This is a genomic window from Edaphocola aurantiacus, from assembly GCF_019797745.1.
Classification (GTDB): Bacteria; Bacteroidota; Bacteroidia; order Chitinophagales; family Chitinophagaceae; genus Edaphocola; species Edaphocola aurantiacus.
On record NZ_VOSI01000002.1, the window covers coordinates 139,567 to 155,871 of the forward strand.

Annotated in this window: 11 protein-coding genes; 4 read left to right on the forward strand and 7 right to left on the reverse strand. The window is 44.3% G+C overall.

Annotated elements, in window-relative coordinates:
- Window positions 1-4: 4 nt before the first annotated feature.
- Both FTD44_RS05295 and FTD44_RS05300 read right to left on the reverse strand, forming a co-directional pair.
- Window positions 5-1,138, reverse strand: a complete 1,134-nt coding sequence (locus FTD44_RS05295; protein ID WP_222165501.1) for a hypothetical protein — start codon at window positions 1,136-1,138, stop codon at window positions 5-7.
- A 19-nt stretch (window positions 1,139-1,157) separates the two neighbouring features.
- Window positions 1,158-4,097, reverse strand: coding sequence for an ATP synthase subunit B family protein (locus FTD44_RS05300; protein WP_222165502.1), 2,940 nt, complete (start codon window positions 4,095-4,097; stop codon window positions 1,158-1,160).
- Window positions 4,098-4,454: 357 nt separating this feature from the next.
- Between FTD44_RS05300 and FTD44_RS05305 the strand changes: the two genes are divergently transcribed.
- The 4 genes from FTD44_RS05305 to FTD44_RS05320 all read left to right on the forward strand — a co-directional run bounded on the left by FTD44_RS05305 (window position 4,455) and on the right by FTD44_RS05320 (window position 8,516).
- Window positions 4,455-5,594: an NAD(P)/FAD-dependent oxidoreductase gene (locus tag FTD44_RS05305; protein WP_222165503.1), complete on the forward strand. Its 1,140-nt coding sequence runs from the start codon at window positions 4,455-4,457 to the stop codon at window positions 5,592-5,594.
- Between the two features lie 81 nt (window positions 5,595-5,675).
- Window positions 5,676-6,200, forward strand: a complete 525-nt coding sequence (locus FTD44_RS05310; RefSeq protein ID WP_222165504.1) for a DinB family protein — start codon at window positions 5,676-5,678, stop codon at window positions 6,198-6,200.
- A 3-nt stretch (window positions 6,201-6,203) separates the two neighbouring features.
- Window positions 6,204-6,980, forward strand: coding sequence for an alpha/beta fold hydrolase (locus tag FTD44_RS05315; protein ID WP_222165505.1), 777 nt, complete (start codon window positions 6,204-6,206; stop codon window positions 6,978-6,980).
- Between the two features lie 282 nt (window positions 6,981-7,262).
- Window positions 7,263-8,516: a pyridoxal phosphate-dependent aminotransferase gene (locus FTD44_RS05320; protein ID WP_222165506.1), complete on the forward strand. Its 1,254-nt coding sequence runs from the start codon at window positions 7,263-7,265 to the stop codon at window positions 8,514-8,516.
- A 66-nt stretch (window positions 8,517-8,582) separates the two neighbouring features.
- Here FTD44_RS05320 and FTD44_RS05325 read toward each other — a convergent pair whose 3' ends face one another.
- The 5 genes from FTD44_RS05325 to FTD44_RS05345 form a co-directional block, all read right to left on the reverse strand.
- Window positions 8,583-9,284: a response regulator transcription factor gene (locus FTD44_RS05325; protein ID WP_129020022.1), complete on the reverse strand. Its 702-nt coding sequence runs from the start codon at window positions 9,282-9,284 to the stop codon at window positions 8,583-8,585.
- A gap of 87 nt (window positions 9,285-9,371) precedes the next feature.
- Window positions 9,372-10,382: a PorP/SprF family type IX secretion system membrane protein gene (locus tag FTD44_RS05330; RefSeq protein WP_129020023.1), complete on the reverse strand. Its 1,011-nt coding sequence runs from the start codon at window positions 10,380-10,382 to the stop codon at window positions 9,372-9,374.
- 117 nt (window positions 10,383-10,499) lie between these two features.
- The gene (locus FTD44_RS05335; RefSeq protein WP_222165507.1) at window positions 10,500-11,441 is read right to left on the reverse strand and encodes an HU family DNA-binding protein; all 942 of its coding nucleotides are present in this window, start codon (window positions 11,439-11,441) and stop codon (window positions 10,500-10,502) included.
- 61 nt (window positions 11,442-11,502) lie between these two features.
- Window positions 11,503-13,155, reverse strand: a complete 1,653-nt coding sequence (locus tag FTD44_RS05340) for a TonB-dependent receptor (protein WP_222165508.1) — start codon at window positions 13,153-13,155, stop codon at window positions 11,503-11,505.
- A gap of 29 nt (window positions 13,156-13,184) precedes the next feature.
- Window positions 13,185-16,274, reverse strand: a complete 3,090-nt coding sequence (locus FTD44_RS05345) for a tetratricopeptide repeat protein (protein WP_222165509.1) — start codon at window positions 16,272-16,274, stop codon at window positions 13,185-13,187.
- Between the last annotated feature and the right edge of the window lie 31 nt (window positions 16,275-16,305).

The following is a 16,305-nucleotide window of genomic DNA, read 5'->3' on the forward strand; positions in this document are numbered from 1 at the left end:
GGAACTATTTTAATAAATCGGGGTTAGCATACTGGAACACAATTTTAAACGTGGCACCGGACTGGGTCGACAACAAAAGAGTATATCGCTGCATATGTTTAAGCGTGAAATTTTCTTTCAGGTCCAGTACATATCGGTTATCTCCATATACTGCCGCAAGCTGCTTATACTCCTTCATATTAATCTCTTTATCATTTTTATCCAGGAGTTTCAGCGATAATGTGTCTGTCTTATAATTATCCAGCACATACTTCAGTTTCAGCATACCCGGAGCATACAAATTATACGCACCTGTTTCACGGACAATATCAATAAACGAAGGATCCTTCGGCACTGCTTTCAACAAGGTATCTTCTATGATCGTAAAAGTCCAGGCCTCTGCACCACCCAGCAGGATGTCTTTGTAATAAGCATCTACTGTCCAGGCATAGGTATGATTCAGTTGCAGCGGCTTGGCATATACAGGATAAGTCTGACTCAATTGCATTAGACCTTTTTCTTCATATACGGCATTATTGCGCTTCACCGCATTGATCGCATTCTGTCCCTGCTTTAGTTCTACGACTTTCAGCTTGTAACTTAAGGCTGATGCAAAGGGGTAGTTTACGGTCCAGCTCAGCATGGGATTATATTCATATAACCTGGCTTTGTCTTCGGGATCTACAAGGTTGATCAGGAACACATCAGTTCCTCTGCCATACACACATTCCTGGTAGGTTTCCTTTGCAGTTTCTCCCGATCCGTTGTTATTCAGGGTGAGGGTTACACAGTATTCATAAATACCTTCCGGCAGCTTGCCGTATTGCTCGAACAGTTCTTTCATAGAACCGGATGAGTAAGTCATACGTGCCCGCTCTGCGGCTTCACGGATATTATTGACACCCGGCTGAATGCTGAAGTCTATGCTATAACCTATGGTATAGGGCATATTCCGGTAACGGATTTGTCCGTTTAGTGTGGCCGTACGGCTGCTGCCCAATGAAGAGATAACCTGGTAATCGAACAGGTTGGTTTTACTCAATGCTACGCCGTCTACCATTCCCAGATTCAGTACCATACGCTGCTGGGCATGGGTAGGCAATACCCCGCAAAGCAGGAGCAGGCTTAAGACAAAGCGTTTGAAAAAATTGTGGTTCATATAGCTGTATTAATATGTTTTAAAGTTTGGTATTGATCTGCCACTGCAGCTCCAGGCCCCCTCCGTAAAGGTGTTCCCAGGCCCCGGTTTCAGACATTTTATAATTACTGTTTCTGAAATTCAATCTTATGGTTAACGGCTGTTTGGGCAGGCGATAAAATCCATTACAACCCCAGCCGTACTTTGCCAGCCCGGCTTCATTTGCCGCGATATCGGTACTCAGACCTGCTCCCGTACCTTTACTGAACTGCTGTGTACCGCTCAACATCAGATAGCTGCTATTATTAAAGGCCGGATATGGCACTGTAATACTGGTTGATTGTATACCGGAACGACCCAATGTCAGCATCAGGCTTTGTGATGCGGTGCTATACAGGGTATTCAGCTGCAGCATGGAACTGCTATAATTAAGGGTATCCATGATGCTTGTGTTTTTATTATATACCAGGCTGAAGCGCAGGGCATAGGCTTTCTTTTTGATCTGGTAGTTGGCCTTGGCCGTCCAGACTGCTCCCAGCACCGGTTTCTGCGGTACATTCAGCGTATCGGTGAAGGTCCGGAAAGTAGTAAAAGGTTTGTAGGATACGCTTACAGATGGATAGCGCTTGCTGTGGGTAGACAAGGCAAATCCCCATTTGGCGTTCTTTCCGGTATTGGTAAAGTTTTGCTGTATCATGTAGTTGTATTCTACATTCATACGTAAAAAGGAGCGGAACAGGTTGCCTTCTGCACCCAGTTGCAGGCGTTCTGTACCGGACAGTATCATGGGCAGGGTATTGTTCTCAAAATGTTTGCCGGCATATTCGTATTCACCGCGCAGCAGTATATTATTATTTAATAATGATCCGTCTGCTTTAAGAGCATAGGCAGAGCGTTCTTTCCAAACAATGGTAGCATTACTCTGATCGGTATACTGGCTGCTGGTACTTCTTTGTTGATTAGAGAAGGCATACTCTCCTTCTACATGAATATCTTTTCCGAAAGTACCGGTATAGGTAGCAGATACGATGCTGATCGGATTACGGAAGCTAGGCAAAGAAAGATCAGCTCCTTTAAAAAAGTCATCATTTTTAAGCCAGCGTTTGGATGGGGAGTAACCGTAATACACAAATCCCAATTGCTGCTGCTTCACCGGTTTGCTGGTCATGCGCAGGTTATAAGCTTTGTAGGTTTCTACGGTTCCCGTACGGTCTACAAATTCGGTATTGCCATAGCCACCGCCGATCTCCGCAAATCCGATATCATAACCGGCATCCAGCCCTTTCATCATCTGGCCGGATTGGGTATAACGGGATATGTATTTAGGAAAGATACCGGCATCAAAACTGGTGAGCCCGGCTATGAAGGTTTTGGCTTTCCCTTCCGGTAGCAGGCCCGCGGCTTTGCGCGAGATGTCTTTGTACGACATCTTATCAATATCTTTCAGGTCTTTGAGTTGGTCATAAGCCAGCAAAGAATCATAGTGCAGGTTTTGCTTGTATTGCTGCACCAGTTTTTCATATCTTCTTATTTTTTCTTCCAGTGCCTGGATCTTGTTATAGTATTCCATGGCCTTTGCATACTGCGCTGTGGCTTTAGCCTGCAAGGCCTGTGCCTTCGCTTTGGCAGCGGCAAGGGTATCATTACCGGCGGCCAGTTCTTGTGCACTGTCGATGGCTTTTGTTTTCAGCTGGACGATCTGTTCTTCTGCTCTTGCTTTAAAGTAAGCTTCGTTATATACCGACGGGTCGAAATGCTCTACCCCCGCTTCTTTCTTTAAGCGGTTCAGCAGGTTGTTTTTCTCGGACTGCAATCCGTTTACAAACTGGCTGTATACCATATCATAGGAGAACCCTTTATTAATGGTCTGCTCATATTTCTTATTATAGCTGCCCACCAGTTTCATCAGCTGCTCCTTGGCTTTCTGCGCATCATAGCTAAAACGGAAGTAGCTGGACTTGGCTTCGCGGTGCTGATCCTGGGTAGTATAGTACCCGGTAAGGGTAATAGGAATATCGGCTACGGGAAAGGACAGCTGCCCTCCCACTTCGTAGTACTGGTTATCCTGCATGGAGTTTGGCTCCTGTTGGTTGGCCCAGTTGCCCGATACACTGATGTCACCGGTAATACTGCGATCTTTCTTTTCGCCTTCTAAGATTTCGCGGAACTGGTTTTGCAGTGAACGCATATTCTCCAGCTGATCTTTAGAAAAATCTGCGATACGATTGTTCAGTTGCTCCTTCTCCTGCACATACAGATTGGAAAAAGATTGCGTGGCAGGCAGACTTACCGTACCCACGAGCAGAGTGCCGCTGTACAGGTGCAGCAGTTCGTCATTGTCTGTGCGGGAATATTGTGCAGTCAAGTGCTTTTTGAGCAGGTAACGGTCTATTTTGCTATGAGACAGATTCAGTGCATTACTGACTTTGTTAGAGGCTTTTTGCTGCAAGGTTTTTAAATCACCATTACCACCATTCGCTTTTACAGAAGCCTGCACAATCTCCATAATATCACGGCGCAATGCAGACTCGGCCGATAATACGCTATCGACCTGCTTCAGAAAATAAGTATGGCTAAGGGTATCTTTATCCTGGTACAGGCTTACAGTATATACATATCTACCGGCTGGCAGCTGATCTGCATGGCGCAAACAATCTGCAAAACCAGGCTCTGTATACAGTTCTTTAGACTGCTTGCTATAATGATATTGAAGAATATGTTTGTCGGCCGGCAACAGCAGTTCATCAGATACGGAACGAAGGATTAAGGTGCTATCACCCTTTGGGTTGATGTAGTATGCCTTTACAGCTAGTGTGGTCTTGATATCCTTTGCTGTAGTATAGAAAAAATCCTGGGAAGGGTTGTTATCCTTATCCGCATACAACAAATCCGTGCTCAATTGTAATGAGTCACGGTATTGTGTGTAGCCAAAATGTGCCGTACAACAAAGTGCAGCGGTAAACAAAATCTTTAATGACATTTTCCGAGGATTAGATCATAGGGTTCATTTCTCACGATCCTCAAAAACACCAAAGCGTGACAAAGTTAAAAAAACATTTTTTTTAACCAAACTTTGTGAAAAAAATGTTTGGTTTTGTCAATCAAATTAACTAAAATCACTTTTATGTGAATTAATCAAACAGAGAACTATAACTACTTAAAAACCAATAAATTAAAGTATATAGGCATGCGAATACTACTAATTAACGCCTGCTTGCGTACGAGTATATACACAACAGAATTGTGAGAAATCTATAATTCACAATAAATTGACTGTTAAATAATTATCCAAAATCATTATATTAACATTCTATTTTCATAAATCTTTATTGCAATTATGATCAGTTTCTGGGAGAAAGCTTCCTTGCTTACATATGATTTTATTATCATCGGATCGGGCATTGTTGGGTTGAATACAGCAATCAACCTGAAGATACAGTACCCGATGTCTTCTGTATTAGTACTGGAGCGGGGCATCCTGCCGACCGGCGCCAGTACCCGCAATGCAGGCTTTGCCTGTATGGGTAGTCTTTCCGAACTGACCGATGATCTGCAAACGCTTTCGGAGGAGGAGCTGCTCAGTCTGTTTACACAACGTAAACAGGGCATAGAATTGCTGCGCCAGAGATTAGGAGATGAGGCTATAGGCTATCGCAAAAATGGCAGTCATGAGCTATTGGCAGCTCATGAGTCGCCTGTACTGGACAAGCTGGATTATTTCAATACGCTGTTGCGCGAGGTATCTGCGGCACCTGTATTCCGGATCTGTAATGACGCTATTGATCGTTTTGGTTTATCACGTCACCACTTTCCTTACTGTGTGGAGACCACCTGCGAAGGGGAATTGCATACCGGTAAGATGATGCGCAGCCTTATTGATTTTGCTATCGGTAAAGGAGTCGAAATTAAAACAGGTGTGGAGGTATTAGAGATTGAGGAAAGCACACAGTATGTAACTGTTCATGTACATGATCCTTATCGTGCAGAAGGCATGCACTTTAGCGCACAACATGTACTGGTCTGCACCAATGCATTCACCCCAAGGTTCTTTCCCGACCTGGATATCAAGCCCGGTCGCGGGCAGGTGATCCTTACTAAACCGATCCCGGGTTTACGTTTGAAAGGCATATTCCACTTCGACCAGGGTTATTACTATTTTCGTGAACTCGAAGGGCGCATTTTATTCGGCGGTGGCAGAAACCTTGATTTTGAGACGGAAGCAACGGACCAGATCACACTTAACGAACAGATCATCGACAAACTATGTAGCTGGTTACGGGAGGCCATCATACCGGATACTCAGTTTGAAATAGACATGAAATGGTCAGGTATTATGGCTTTTGGAAAAGACAAGAAACCGATTGTACAATCTTTCAGTGACCGTATACACGGGGCATTTCGTATGGGCGGCATGGGTGTTGCCTTAGGCAGCCTGGTGGCACAGCAACTGGCCGCCCTACCCGATTACAAATCATAATGACCTTAATGTTAATATCCGGCCCTCCGCCAAACCATGTTATAGTATACCGTATATTCGTATAACAAAAAAACACCAACTATGAACACTCCTGCTTCTAAAAAATTAGACATCGTCATTCCTGCATTCAGAATGCATACCCAGAGCTTCCTTAATGTGCTGGATGGCATTACGGAAGAAGATGCGCTGAAAAGAATTGATGGCAAAACAAATCACATCATCTGGATGGCGGGTAACCTGGTCAATTGCCGTTACGGTATGGCATGGGTTCTGGGGTTGAGAGAGGAAGATCCGTACAGCGACCTGTTCTTCCAGGGCAAGGCCTTGAGTCCGGAGTACAACTACCCCAGCCTGCAGGCACTGAAAGAAAGTTTTCACAAAATCTCTGCATTGCTGTATGAGCAGTTACTCCAGGCACCAGACGAGCTCCTGGACAGTGCCTTCCAGTTCGGCATGAATGTTCCTTTTGTACCGGCAACAGTCTTGAGTTTTATGGGTATGTGCATAGGCCGTGAAGATTATCTATGTGGTCAGATAGGACTCATGCGCAAGATCCTCGGCTATGAGGGCATGAAATATGATGTAAACACTAATATTCCTTATTAAGCTATGCATGCTCAATCAACCGGCTTTGCCGAAGCGAATGGGATTAAACTCTATTATGAAATTTATGGTAGCGGCGCTCCCCTGCTCCTTATACATGGCGGAGGTTCTTCCGGTTCATTCGATTTCAGTGAGGTCATACCACGCCTGGCAAGACAATATACGCTGATTACGATCGACCTTCAGAATCATGGCCGCTCGGATCAACGGTATGAGGCAGAAACCTTTGTTCAGGATGCCCGCGACATTATTGCTGTAATGGATCGGCTGGAGATTGGCAAAGCGTCTTTCTTTGGTTTCAGCAATGGCGCTTCAACGGTAATGCAGCTTGCTCATCTATTCCCGCAACGCTGCGAAAAGATTATTGCCGCCTCCGGCCTTTCGAAAAGAGAGGGCATGATTGATGGTTTCTTTGAAGGAATGCAACAGGCAACCTTGGATCATATGCCGGCCTACCTGCAGGAAAATTTCCTGAAATGTACACCTGATCCGGTGAGGCTTCAGAATATGTTTTTCCGGGACAGTCAGCGCATGATACACTTCAGTGACTGGCCGGACGAAGTTTTGCAATCCATAAATATCCCGGCATTGTTTATCAGCGGAGACAGGGATGTGATCAAACCAGCACACACCATGGAGATGAGCAGATTAGTACCACACGGCCGTTTACTCATTCTCCCGGCGGGACATGGCGCTTATATGATGCCTGATGAGCTGGGCAAGGTCGACCATACTTTGATCGATAGTTGTGTACAGTTTATTACCCGTTTTCTGCAAACATGATTGCACCTGTCATCGGCACAAATCTTCATTGTCTCATTATGGTTATTTATTATTTTATGATTTTTACAGGGTTATTTTTTTGTAAAATAAAATACTAGGGGTACTTTTGCCCTGTTAAATGATGAAAATTAATACAGAATATAAACGCAATAAACGTAGCTACCTCCTGGGGTAATCATCTTTATATGGGTTTATGTTCCAACAATATGAAGAGGCTTACCGCTAAAAGGTAAGCCTCTTTGTATTTTGTACATACCGTAAAATATCAACAAATAATAAATCATGAGTAAACTAAGTAATCTTGCAGAATCGCTGGTCGGATCGGAAATTGTGAAATTAGGCAATGAGATCAATAATCGTATCCGCAATGGAGAACGTATTTACAACTATACGATCGGGGACTTTAATCCTGCGATATTTCCCATTCCGGAAGCGCTGCAGGCCCAAATTATAAAAGCTTATCATGAAGGATATACCAACTATCCTCCGGCTGATGGTGTACTGCCTTTAAGAGAAGCAGTAGGCCGATTTGTACAGAAATATGAAGGGGTGAGCTATGCAAATGATGAAATTCAGATTTCCAGTGGTGGTCGTCCGTTGATCTATTCTTTATTTAAAACATTGGTCAATCCTGGCGACAAAGTGATCTATGCTGTTCCTTCCTGGAACAATAATCACTATACGACCCTTAATGGTGGTATCGCCTGCGAGATACAGACTACTGCAGAAAATAATTTCATGCCTACGGTAGAAGAAATAAAACCACATCTGCAGGATGCCGTTTTATTATGCCTGTGTACACCGCAAAACCCTACCGGAACGACTTTGTCCAAAGAGACACTGGAGCAGATCTGTGACCTGGTACTGGAGGAAAATAAACGTCGTGGCGAAGGCCGTAAATTATATGTACTGTTCGACCAGATGTATTTCACCCTGACTTACGGGGACACACAGCACTTCCACCCGGTAGCGCTACGCCCGGAAATGAAAGAATATACTGTTTCTGTAGATGGTATTTCCAAATCATTTGCAGCAACCGGCGTGCGTGTAGGCTGGGGTTTCGGTCCGGCTAAAGTAATTGCTAAAATGAAAGCACTAATGAGTCATATGGGCGCCTGGGCACCAATGGCTGAACAGATCGCTACTGCTGCATTCCTGGATGATGAAACAGCCGTAGCTGATTACCTGACTGATCTGAAAGGCAAGCTGGAGCAGCGCTTATGGCGTATCTATGATGGCATTGAGGCACTCCGTGCAAAAGGTTATGCTGTTGAGGCCATCGCGCCGCAGGCCGCCATCTACCTGACCCTTAAATTCGACCTGAAAGGCAAATCTTTCCAGGGCCAATTACTGGAAAACCAGGCAGATGTAACCCAGTTCCTTTTAGGCAATGTAGGCCTGGCACTGGTTCCGTTTAACTGCTTTGGTGCAGATGCACAAAGCCCATGGTACCGCATCAGTGTTGGTACCTGTAAACTGGAAGACCTGGATATTATCTTTAATAACCTGGAGCAGGCTTTAGCTCAGTTACAATAAACTGTATATATAAAAAAGGATGGGCGCGATCTGTGATCGCGCCCATCCTTTTTTATATAAGTAACCTTACTCTTCCACTACCAGGCGGAAGCCGTTACCGTGAATATTCACAATACTTACTTTCGGATCTTCGCTTAAATACTTACGCAGCTTGGCAATATATACATCCATACTTCTTCCGTTGAAGTAGGTATCACTACCCCAGATGCGTTTCAGCGCCTGCTCACGTGGTAACAGATCGTTTTTGTATTCGCAAAGCATTTGTAACAGTGCATTTTCTTTTGGAGACAATGTTACATCCTTTCCTTCGCGGGACAGGATGCGCAGCTTGCTGTTGAAGTGGAAGCTGGCCACATCAAAGTCTGTAGCAGAAGGATTTTTTTCCTGGATCTCCTGATTACGTTTCAGGATAGCCTTGATCTTATGCAACAGCACTTCGCTGTCAAATGGTTTAGCAATATAATCATCAGCCCCTAAACGATAGCCGGTGATCACATCATCTTTCATGCTGCGTGCAGACAGGAAGAACAATGGAATATCCGGATCTATGTTACGAATCTCTTCTGCCAGTGTAAAGCCATCCATATTCGGCATCATTACATCTAAAAGGCAGATATCAAACTTTTCTCTTCTGAATGCGGCCAGACCCAGAATACCGTCTCTGCACAGTTCTACAACATAGTCATGCAGTTCCAGATAATTCTTTAATACCTGACCTAAATTGGTATCGTCTTCAACCAGTAATATTTTTGATTTTTCTATTTCCATAATTTAATTGATGAGATTAGGTGAATCTTGTGTTTCAAAGGTATAATATATTGATTATAAGACGTAAGCCGGCTGCACTATTTTTTGTTAAAATCTCGGACAGTTATAAGTATCTCTGCCACCGGAAATACTACTGTATAATCCTTTAAATGACAGGGACAGCTCTATAGCACCAAAGCTTCTGTTGGCTTTGGAGAAGCCGGATGTTGTTGCATCAAAAGAGCACATTAATCGCATCTTAGTCCACTCTATCCCCACAACAGGAATAAAGCTTTCATTCCAGCGGTAAAATACACCCAGTATCATTTGATTATTAGCCCGGTCCATACTGGATACATTCAGGTTAAACAAAGCACCTGCAACCAGTTCCGAGGCTTTCTTCTGGTAAGCGTAATATAAAGAAGGATTGATAATGAATTTATCTCCGGCCTTAATCAGGGCATCCACATTCGCCATTGGTCTGATGCCCAGGCGATTCTCCTGCCGGTAAAAGCTCTCATTAGGGCGATTAAGGTGTTGTGCACCTACTCCGATCTTCAGGTAGAAATCAGGGTTGGGAAAGTAAGCATAGTTTACCCCCAGCATAACATCAGCATAGCGTACGCGGTTTGTGGCATAGGGCTCCTGCTGTGCCAGGTTTTTATTAAAAGACATCCCATCCCATTGTGCATCGAAGGTAAGACGGGAGAAGTCTATACTGCGTTGTACAAATGCGCCACTGATACCAGCAGAGATCATATTATAATCATTCAGCTGCACATGGTATGCAAGGGAGGCCTGTACTTTGTCGAGTGATAAGATGCCGGCTCCTGCCTTATCAGAAAAGAAGGCGACACCGATACCCATCCAGTTTGTAAGGTTTTTATTACGCAACAGCTGGAAATCTCCATGAGCGGCAATCGTCTTAAATGCTGCCGGAACATTGGACCATTGTTCCCGGTAATTAACCCCTACCTGATAGTCTTCTGTAGGGATGAGGGCTGTATTGGCAGGATTGAGTAATTGTGGTGCATTGTAATATTGTGAGAAGTGTATACCCTGGCCAAATGATGGCAACCCGAGCAGACACATTCCGATCAGTATTAAAAAATGACGCATGGAGTTTAGAGTTTATGCCTATAAAGATAACATTTTATTTATAACATGTTCCCTTAAGGCCAATAAAAAAGCGCTGCCGCAGGGGCAACGCTTTTTTATAATAACTGATCAAATAATTTATTTTACGATAAATACATTGCCATTAGGGTTAAAGAACTTACGTAAAGAATCTTTTACCACTGCAGTATCAGAATTGCCTGCAACGCTCATGGTAATGTAATAAACTCCGGCACCATTCTCTTTCAATGACAGGTCTTTACCATAAGAATCCTGGCCAAATGCCTTCAACTTATCCAGTTTTTTATCTGCAGCTGCCTTATCAGTGAACTGCAGGATGGCATAGTTATACCCGTTTGAAGGGGTAGCTGCCGCCTGTGCAGGAGGAGGAGCTGTAGCGGTTGCAGCTGTATCATTACGTACAGCCGCAGCTTCCGGTGCTGCGTTTTCTACTTTCGGAGCAGCATCATTATTGTCTTTACTCATGTACCAGTAGATACCGATTCCCGCACCTAAAATGGCCAGCACGATCAGGGCCAGAATGATAATTTTAGACCAGTTCACCATTGGTGGTTTGATCACAATTTCCTCATCAATAGTCGGTTCTTTCAATTGCATCTTCTCGTACATCTGGGAGATCGTCTCACCGGTAGTTGTCGCCGCAGGAGCATGTGTCTTGAAATAAGGGATCGTACGGGTTTGTACTTCAATATTCTGATCAGAAACGAAGGTATTTTTACCTTCAGTACGCACAAATTTTCCAAATCCCGGGATGGTCACCTCCTTACCTTCGGTCAGTGCTTCCCTGGTCTGGGTACAGAAATCTTTAATCGCATTTGCAGCATTTGCAATGCTGATGCGTTCATTAGTAGCAATAAAATTGGCCAGGGCATCATCAATTGAGCCATTGGCAAAAGTAAAAGATACCTGGTATTGGGGACCTTCCATCTGGTCACCCTTTTGAAGGGCTGGCTTCCTGGTTACCAGGAAGTTACCTAAATTCGGCAAATAGCAATATTGGTATTTGTGCAGGAAAAGACCTATATATTTAGCAACATCCATTCTTTTATATCTATGTTTATTTAGTTTCTGGGGTACAAATTACCTTACGCAAAAGTAAGGATTAGAATTTAAATCGGATTCCACCCAGTATATTAATTCCATATACCGGATATTGGTTCCATAACTGGTATTTCTGGTTCAGGATATTATCGGCCTGTATAAATAGGGTCAGTCTTGGAATAACATCATAGCTGGCCATGGCATTAATGTCTACAATCATCGGCAGTTTCTTATACGTACCATCCGGGTTGTTGGCAAACATGCGGTCATAAAGGGTAGCCCCGGCACCGAGGTTGAATTTAGGGAAAGCATTCCAGTTCAATCCCCCGCTGATACTTACCTGCGGCATATGCCAGGCTTTATCCTGACCTTTTACATTATATATATTCCACACACTGCTACCCCATACACTAAACTTGCTATGGATCTGGTAACGCAGACGTGCTTCTATATTAACGGCACTGGCATCAAAATAACGTACATCAAACTGACGGCCATCGGTACTGTCGGTATAGTTATTGGCAAACATCGCCAGGTTCTTCCACCATTTATACCCTACGGTACCTCCGATCTGCACATGGCTGTTCAGGGCCGCATCAAAACCGGCAGATACTTTATTGCTGGTTCCCTGCACCGGCGTATACTGATACAGCATATACGGATTATAGGTACTCAGGCTTTTATAAGTATTCTGCTCCAGGTTGCTGGTCCAGCCTGCCATTAATTTCAGGCCTTTGTTTTTGGCCAGAACCGTTTCTGCTGTCAGGTCTGGCAACAGGTACACCTCATTGTCCTTCGCCCATGTCGGCTTCACGCCAATATGGATTTTAGTTCTGGAGAAGCCCAGATCTATTGCAGGTGTCAATTGCAGGTAGCTATTACCCTTAACGCCATTTCCGGCATCGTACTGAGTCAGGTTCGCATTTACCCCTAAACCGATACTCACGGTTGAATCTATCGCTTTAGAAAAAGGTAAAGCCAGTCCCAGAGAACGCTCCTTAGCCCCCATACTGTTGTTCAGCAGATATAAAGAAACGGTAGGCTGGTACTTGATGTTCCAGAAACCGGGAGATACAGGAGTCAGCGCAGCCTGAAGATCAACACCGGTATATACTTGTTTAACCCGGTCTTCCTCATAGTGATACACGGCGGTATCATAGCCATACTGTCGGTACGCCCTGCGATCGGCATTCAGCTGCAGGTCAAGGGTATGTTTAGGAAAATAGTAGCTTCCGCCTGCAGTAAGAGTATTCTGAGACCATTGCTGGTACAGTGGTTTACCTTTTTGGGATAAATGATTGAAATGGAAATTCAGATCATACTCATCACCGTATATACCTCCTACACCAGCATCGATGAGGTAGGTATTAAGGTTACCGATACCCAGCTTAATGTAATTTTCAAAAGGAAGTGTTTCCTTCTGTTGTTTCATCGCCAGCGGTTTGATCGGCTCCGCTTTATAAGAATAACTGAGCGTCTGTTGTGGTACGGTATAGGCAAATTTAGGCTTTACCGTATCAATTACCGGTAATGAAGGTACAAACTCCGGCTTTGGCGCAGGGGCCACTTCCGGCTTGTAAGTAGAATAAATACTTAAAGACTGTGTCTTAAAAGTAGTGTCTGTATTATTGCGGCTGGCCTGTTGTGCCTGCAGGCTCCAGGGAGCAGCTGCAAGGGTAAGGGCCAGTAAAGATTTATGATTGATGCGCTTCATTCTGTTTCGTTTTGTTGAACATTGATCCATTAATCGGCCAGCTTACTTTTATTTTTCTCCAGCTGTTTTACTTTCTCCAGCTTATCTTTTGCTTCCTGTACCAGTGTTTTATCACCGGCATTTTTTACGATACTCTGCAGGGTAGCTTTAGCATTAAAGTAATCTTTATTATCGGCCAGGATATCTGCCAGCAGGATGTAATTCTTAACCGTCCAGTAAGCATCGCCATTAGAGGCCTGTGCGGCATAGCTCGCAGCCTTTTCGGCTTCCGCATTCTGCTTCTGTGCAAATAAGATTTCTGCAATGTGGTAGCGCGCTTCTGCACTGATGTTTCCGATATTGGCTTTGTCCAGTTGCTGATAAGTCGTCTTCGCTTCGTTCAACTGGTTGCTCATTTGCTGCACCTTAGCTTTATACAGCTGAGCTGTCATGCGGGTGCGCTCTTCTACACCACTTGTCGCAAGAATGCTGCTGGCATAGCTTTCAGTACCGGTATAATCTTTTTCATCAAAAGCAATCTTCATGAGGCCTTCCTGTGCTGCAGGTAATGATTCTGTAGCCTGGTGCTCCACCAGCATATTGTAGTATTGCTTGGCTGCTGCCGTATTTTTCTGATTGGCATTGATGGTCGCGGCTCTCAATGCAGCATCTTCCGAAAACTCGCTCCAGGAGCCGGACAGCAGGCTGCTATAGTCTGCCAGTGCTTTATCATATTTCTTTTGCTGATAATAGCTCTCTCCTCTGTAGTAAAGTGCTTTTACCTGGTACATTCCTTTCGGGTATTGCGTCAGGTATTTATCATACTGTGCAATGGCTTTATCATAATTCCCGTTAGAGAAGTCATTATCTGCCGCATCAAAGTATGCATTTTCAACATCGTCTTTATCATCTACGGTGATACCTTGTTTTTGCAGGAAGTCTGCATACTGCTCCGGTTTGCCCTGTGCAACATATAAAGTCTTCAACGCACTCAGTGCCGCTGTGCGGTCTTCTGCTGCAGGATATTTAGTGATGTATGTTGTATAGGCATCTATCGCTTTAGCACCCTGGTTATTGTCCTGGTAGGCAAATGCCAGCTGGTAGGCAGCTTTGGCCTGCAGGTTCACATTGGTTGTATTCAGTTTTTCAAGCAATGCAATCGCTTCTGCATTTTTATCCATAGCGATATACTCCGAAGCGAGCTCCAGTGTGGCATCTTCCCTAATGGAAGTCTTACCTTTCTGCACTACATATTTCAGCAGTTCCACTTTCTCGGCCTGCTTGTTCTGCAGTCCAAGGATTAATGCTTTCTGATAACGTGCATAATCCGGATCGCCTGAGTTTGCGGCAATCGCTTTATCATACAGACGGGCTGCATTATCGAAATCTTTCTGCATAAATGCAGCATCGGCCTGGCGTACAATTGCATCAGCAGATCCTTCAGATCCGCCCCTTTGTGCATCAGCAAAAGCGGTTTGTGCATCGGCATAATTACTGGCCTTCATACTGGCATAACCCAGGTTGATATTGGCATTCTGCACCGTAGCCTTACTGCTTACCTTAGCTGCAGCAGACTCATTTCCTTTTACTTTACTCAGGAAACTTTTGGTTGCAGTTACAGACTCGTTGAACTGGTTTTGCTTGTAATCGATCTCTCCTTTCCAGAAGTAAGCTACGGCTTCCAGTGCCGGATTTACCGGTCTGCGCAGCGACTCATCAAGATATTGCTCTGCTTCTCCGTAACGCTTGTCCTGTAATAGTTGCAGACCACGACCTACCGCTGCTTTCTGAAACAGGGATAAGGCTTCATTGCTGTTTTCTTTGCTATCGGCTAATAAATCGTATGCTTCAGCATAGTTATTATTCTTCAGCAGCATAGAAGACAATAATGTCCTGGCTTCTGCAGCATTACTGCTGTTCGGAAACTCGGTCAGGAAACGTTTAAAGCCGGTAGTAGCCATAGGATCGAAGCCCAGCTCATAAGACAGCTTATTGTATAAGAAGAGCGATGCTTCTTTCTGCGCAATGTTATAATCCATTTCACTGCACAGGCCAAAGGCATTACGCGCGCCTTTCTTATCATTTACTTTGAGGTAGCAATCTCCCAGCAGGTACATGGAGGTTTGCCCCAGAGAATCCTGGGTACTGCTCAGCTGCTGGAATTTATCAATCGCTTCTCTGTATTTATTTAGCTGGTAATAGGTATATGCCATCTCATACAGCTCCTCTTTCTTCACACGTTCACTGTTGGCATAATAATCCTCGAAGTAAGGCAGGGCCTCATCATAGCGCTTCATCTCAAACAATGTCTGCGCAGTCAGTAACCTCAGTTCCTTATCATAATAGAGCTTATCTTTTTTGCCGAGGTAGCGGCGGGAGTTAGATAATACTTTATCATAATCTCCTTTAAAGTAATGGATCTCTGTCTCGTAATAGGGAACGATATCCTTATACTCTTCAGAGTTATGCACTCTTTCAAAGCTCTTCAGGGCATCATCAAAATTACCCTCATTATAGGTCAGCAAGCCATAATAGTAGTTTGCCGGCAAGTAGTATTTATTCTCCGGGATCTCTTTAATACCCACAAAGAGGTTGCGTGCCTGGCTGAATTGCTGATTGATGAAATAGGCATAGCCCAGCTCAAACTTGGTATCTGCAATTTCTGCATTACTCAGGTTATCCACACCGGCCATTTCGTAATAAGTAATGGCTGCGGCCAGGTCGCGGTTATTTTCAAAGTAGTATTTACCCAGTTCAAAGGCTACCCTCTGGCGGTATGCTACATTCGTTTGTTTACTTACATACGCCTTAGCTTCACCTATAGACTCCAGGTTACGGAGTTTAACCCCCGACAGCATACGATAGTATTCTGCCTGCTCTCTGTCCAGGGAAGTGACTACAGCCACACTGGACTGGCCCGGTTGTTGCGGATAAGCCAGGAATTCGGAAAGTGTATGCGCCGCAAGGTTATAGTGACCCTGCTGGTACTGCTCGATACCGTGCTGTAATAAGGCTTTGGGTTTCAGATTACTGATAGTCGTTTGCGCCATGGCAGCCGTTCCTATAGATAATGCTGTACCCAGTACCAGTGATCTATGTATGATTGATTTAAAGTTTCGCCCCATTTTCAAATGATACATTTTATGTATTTGTAATCCCGGTGTATTATTT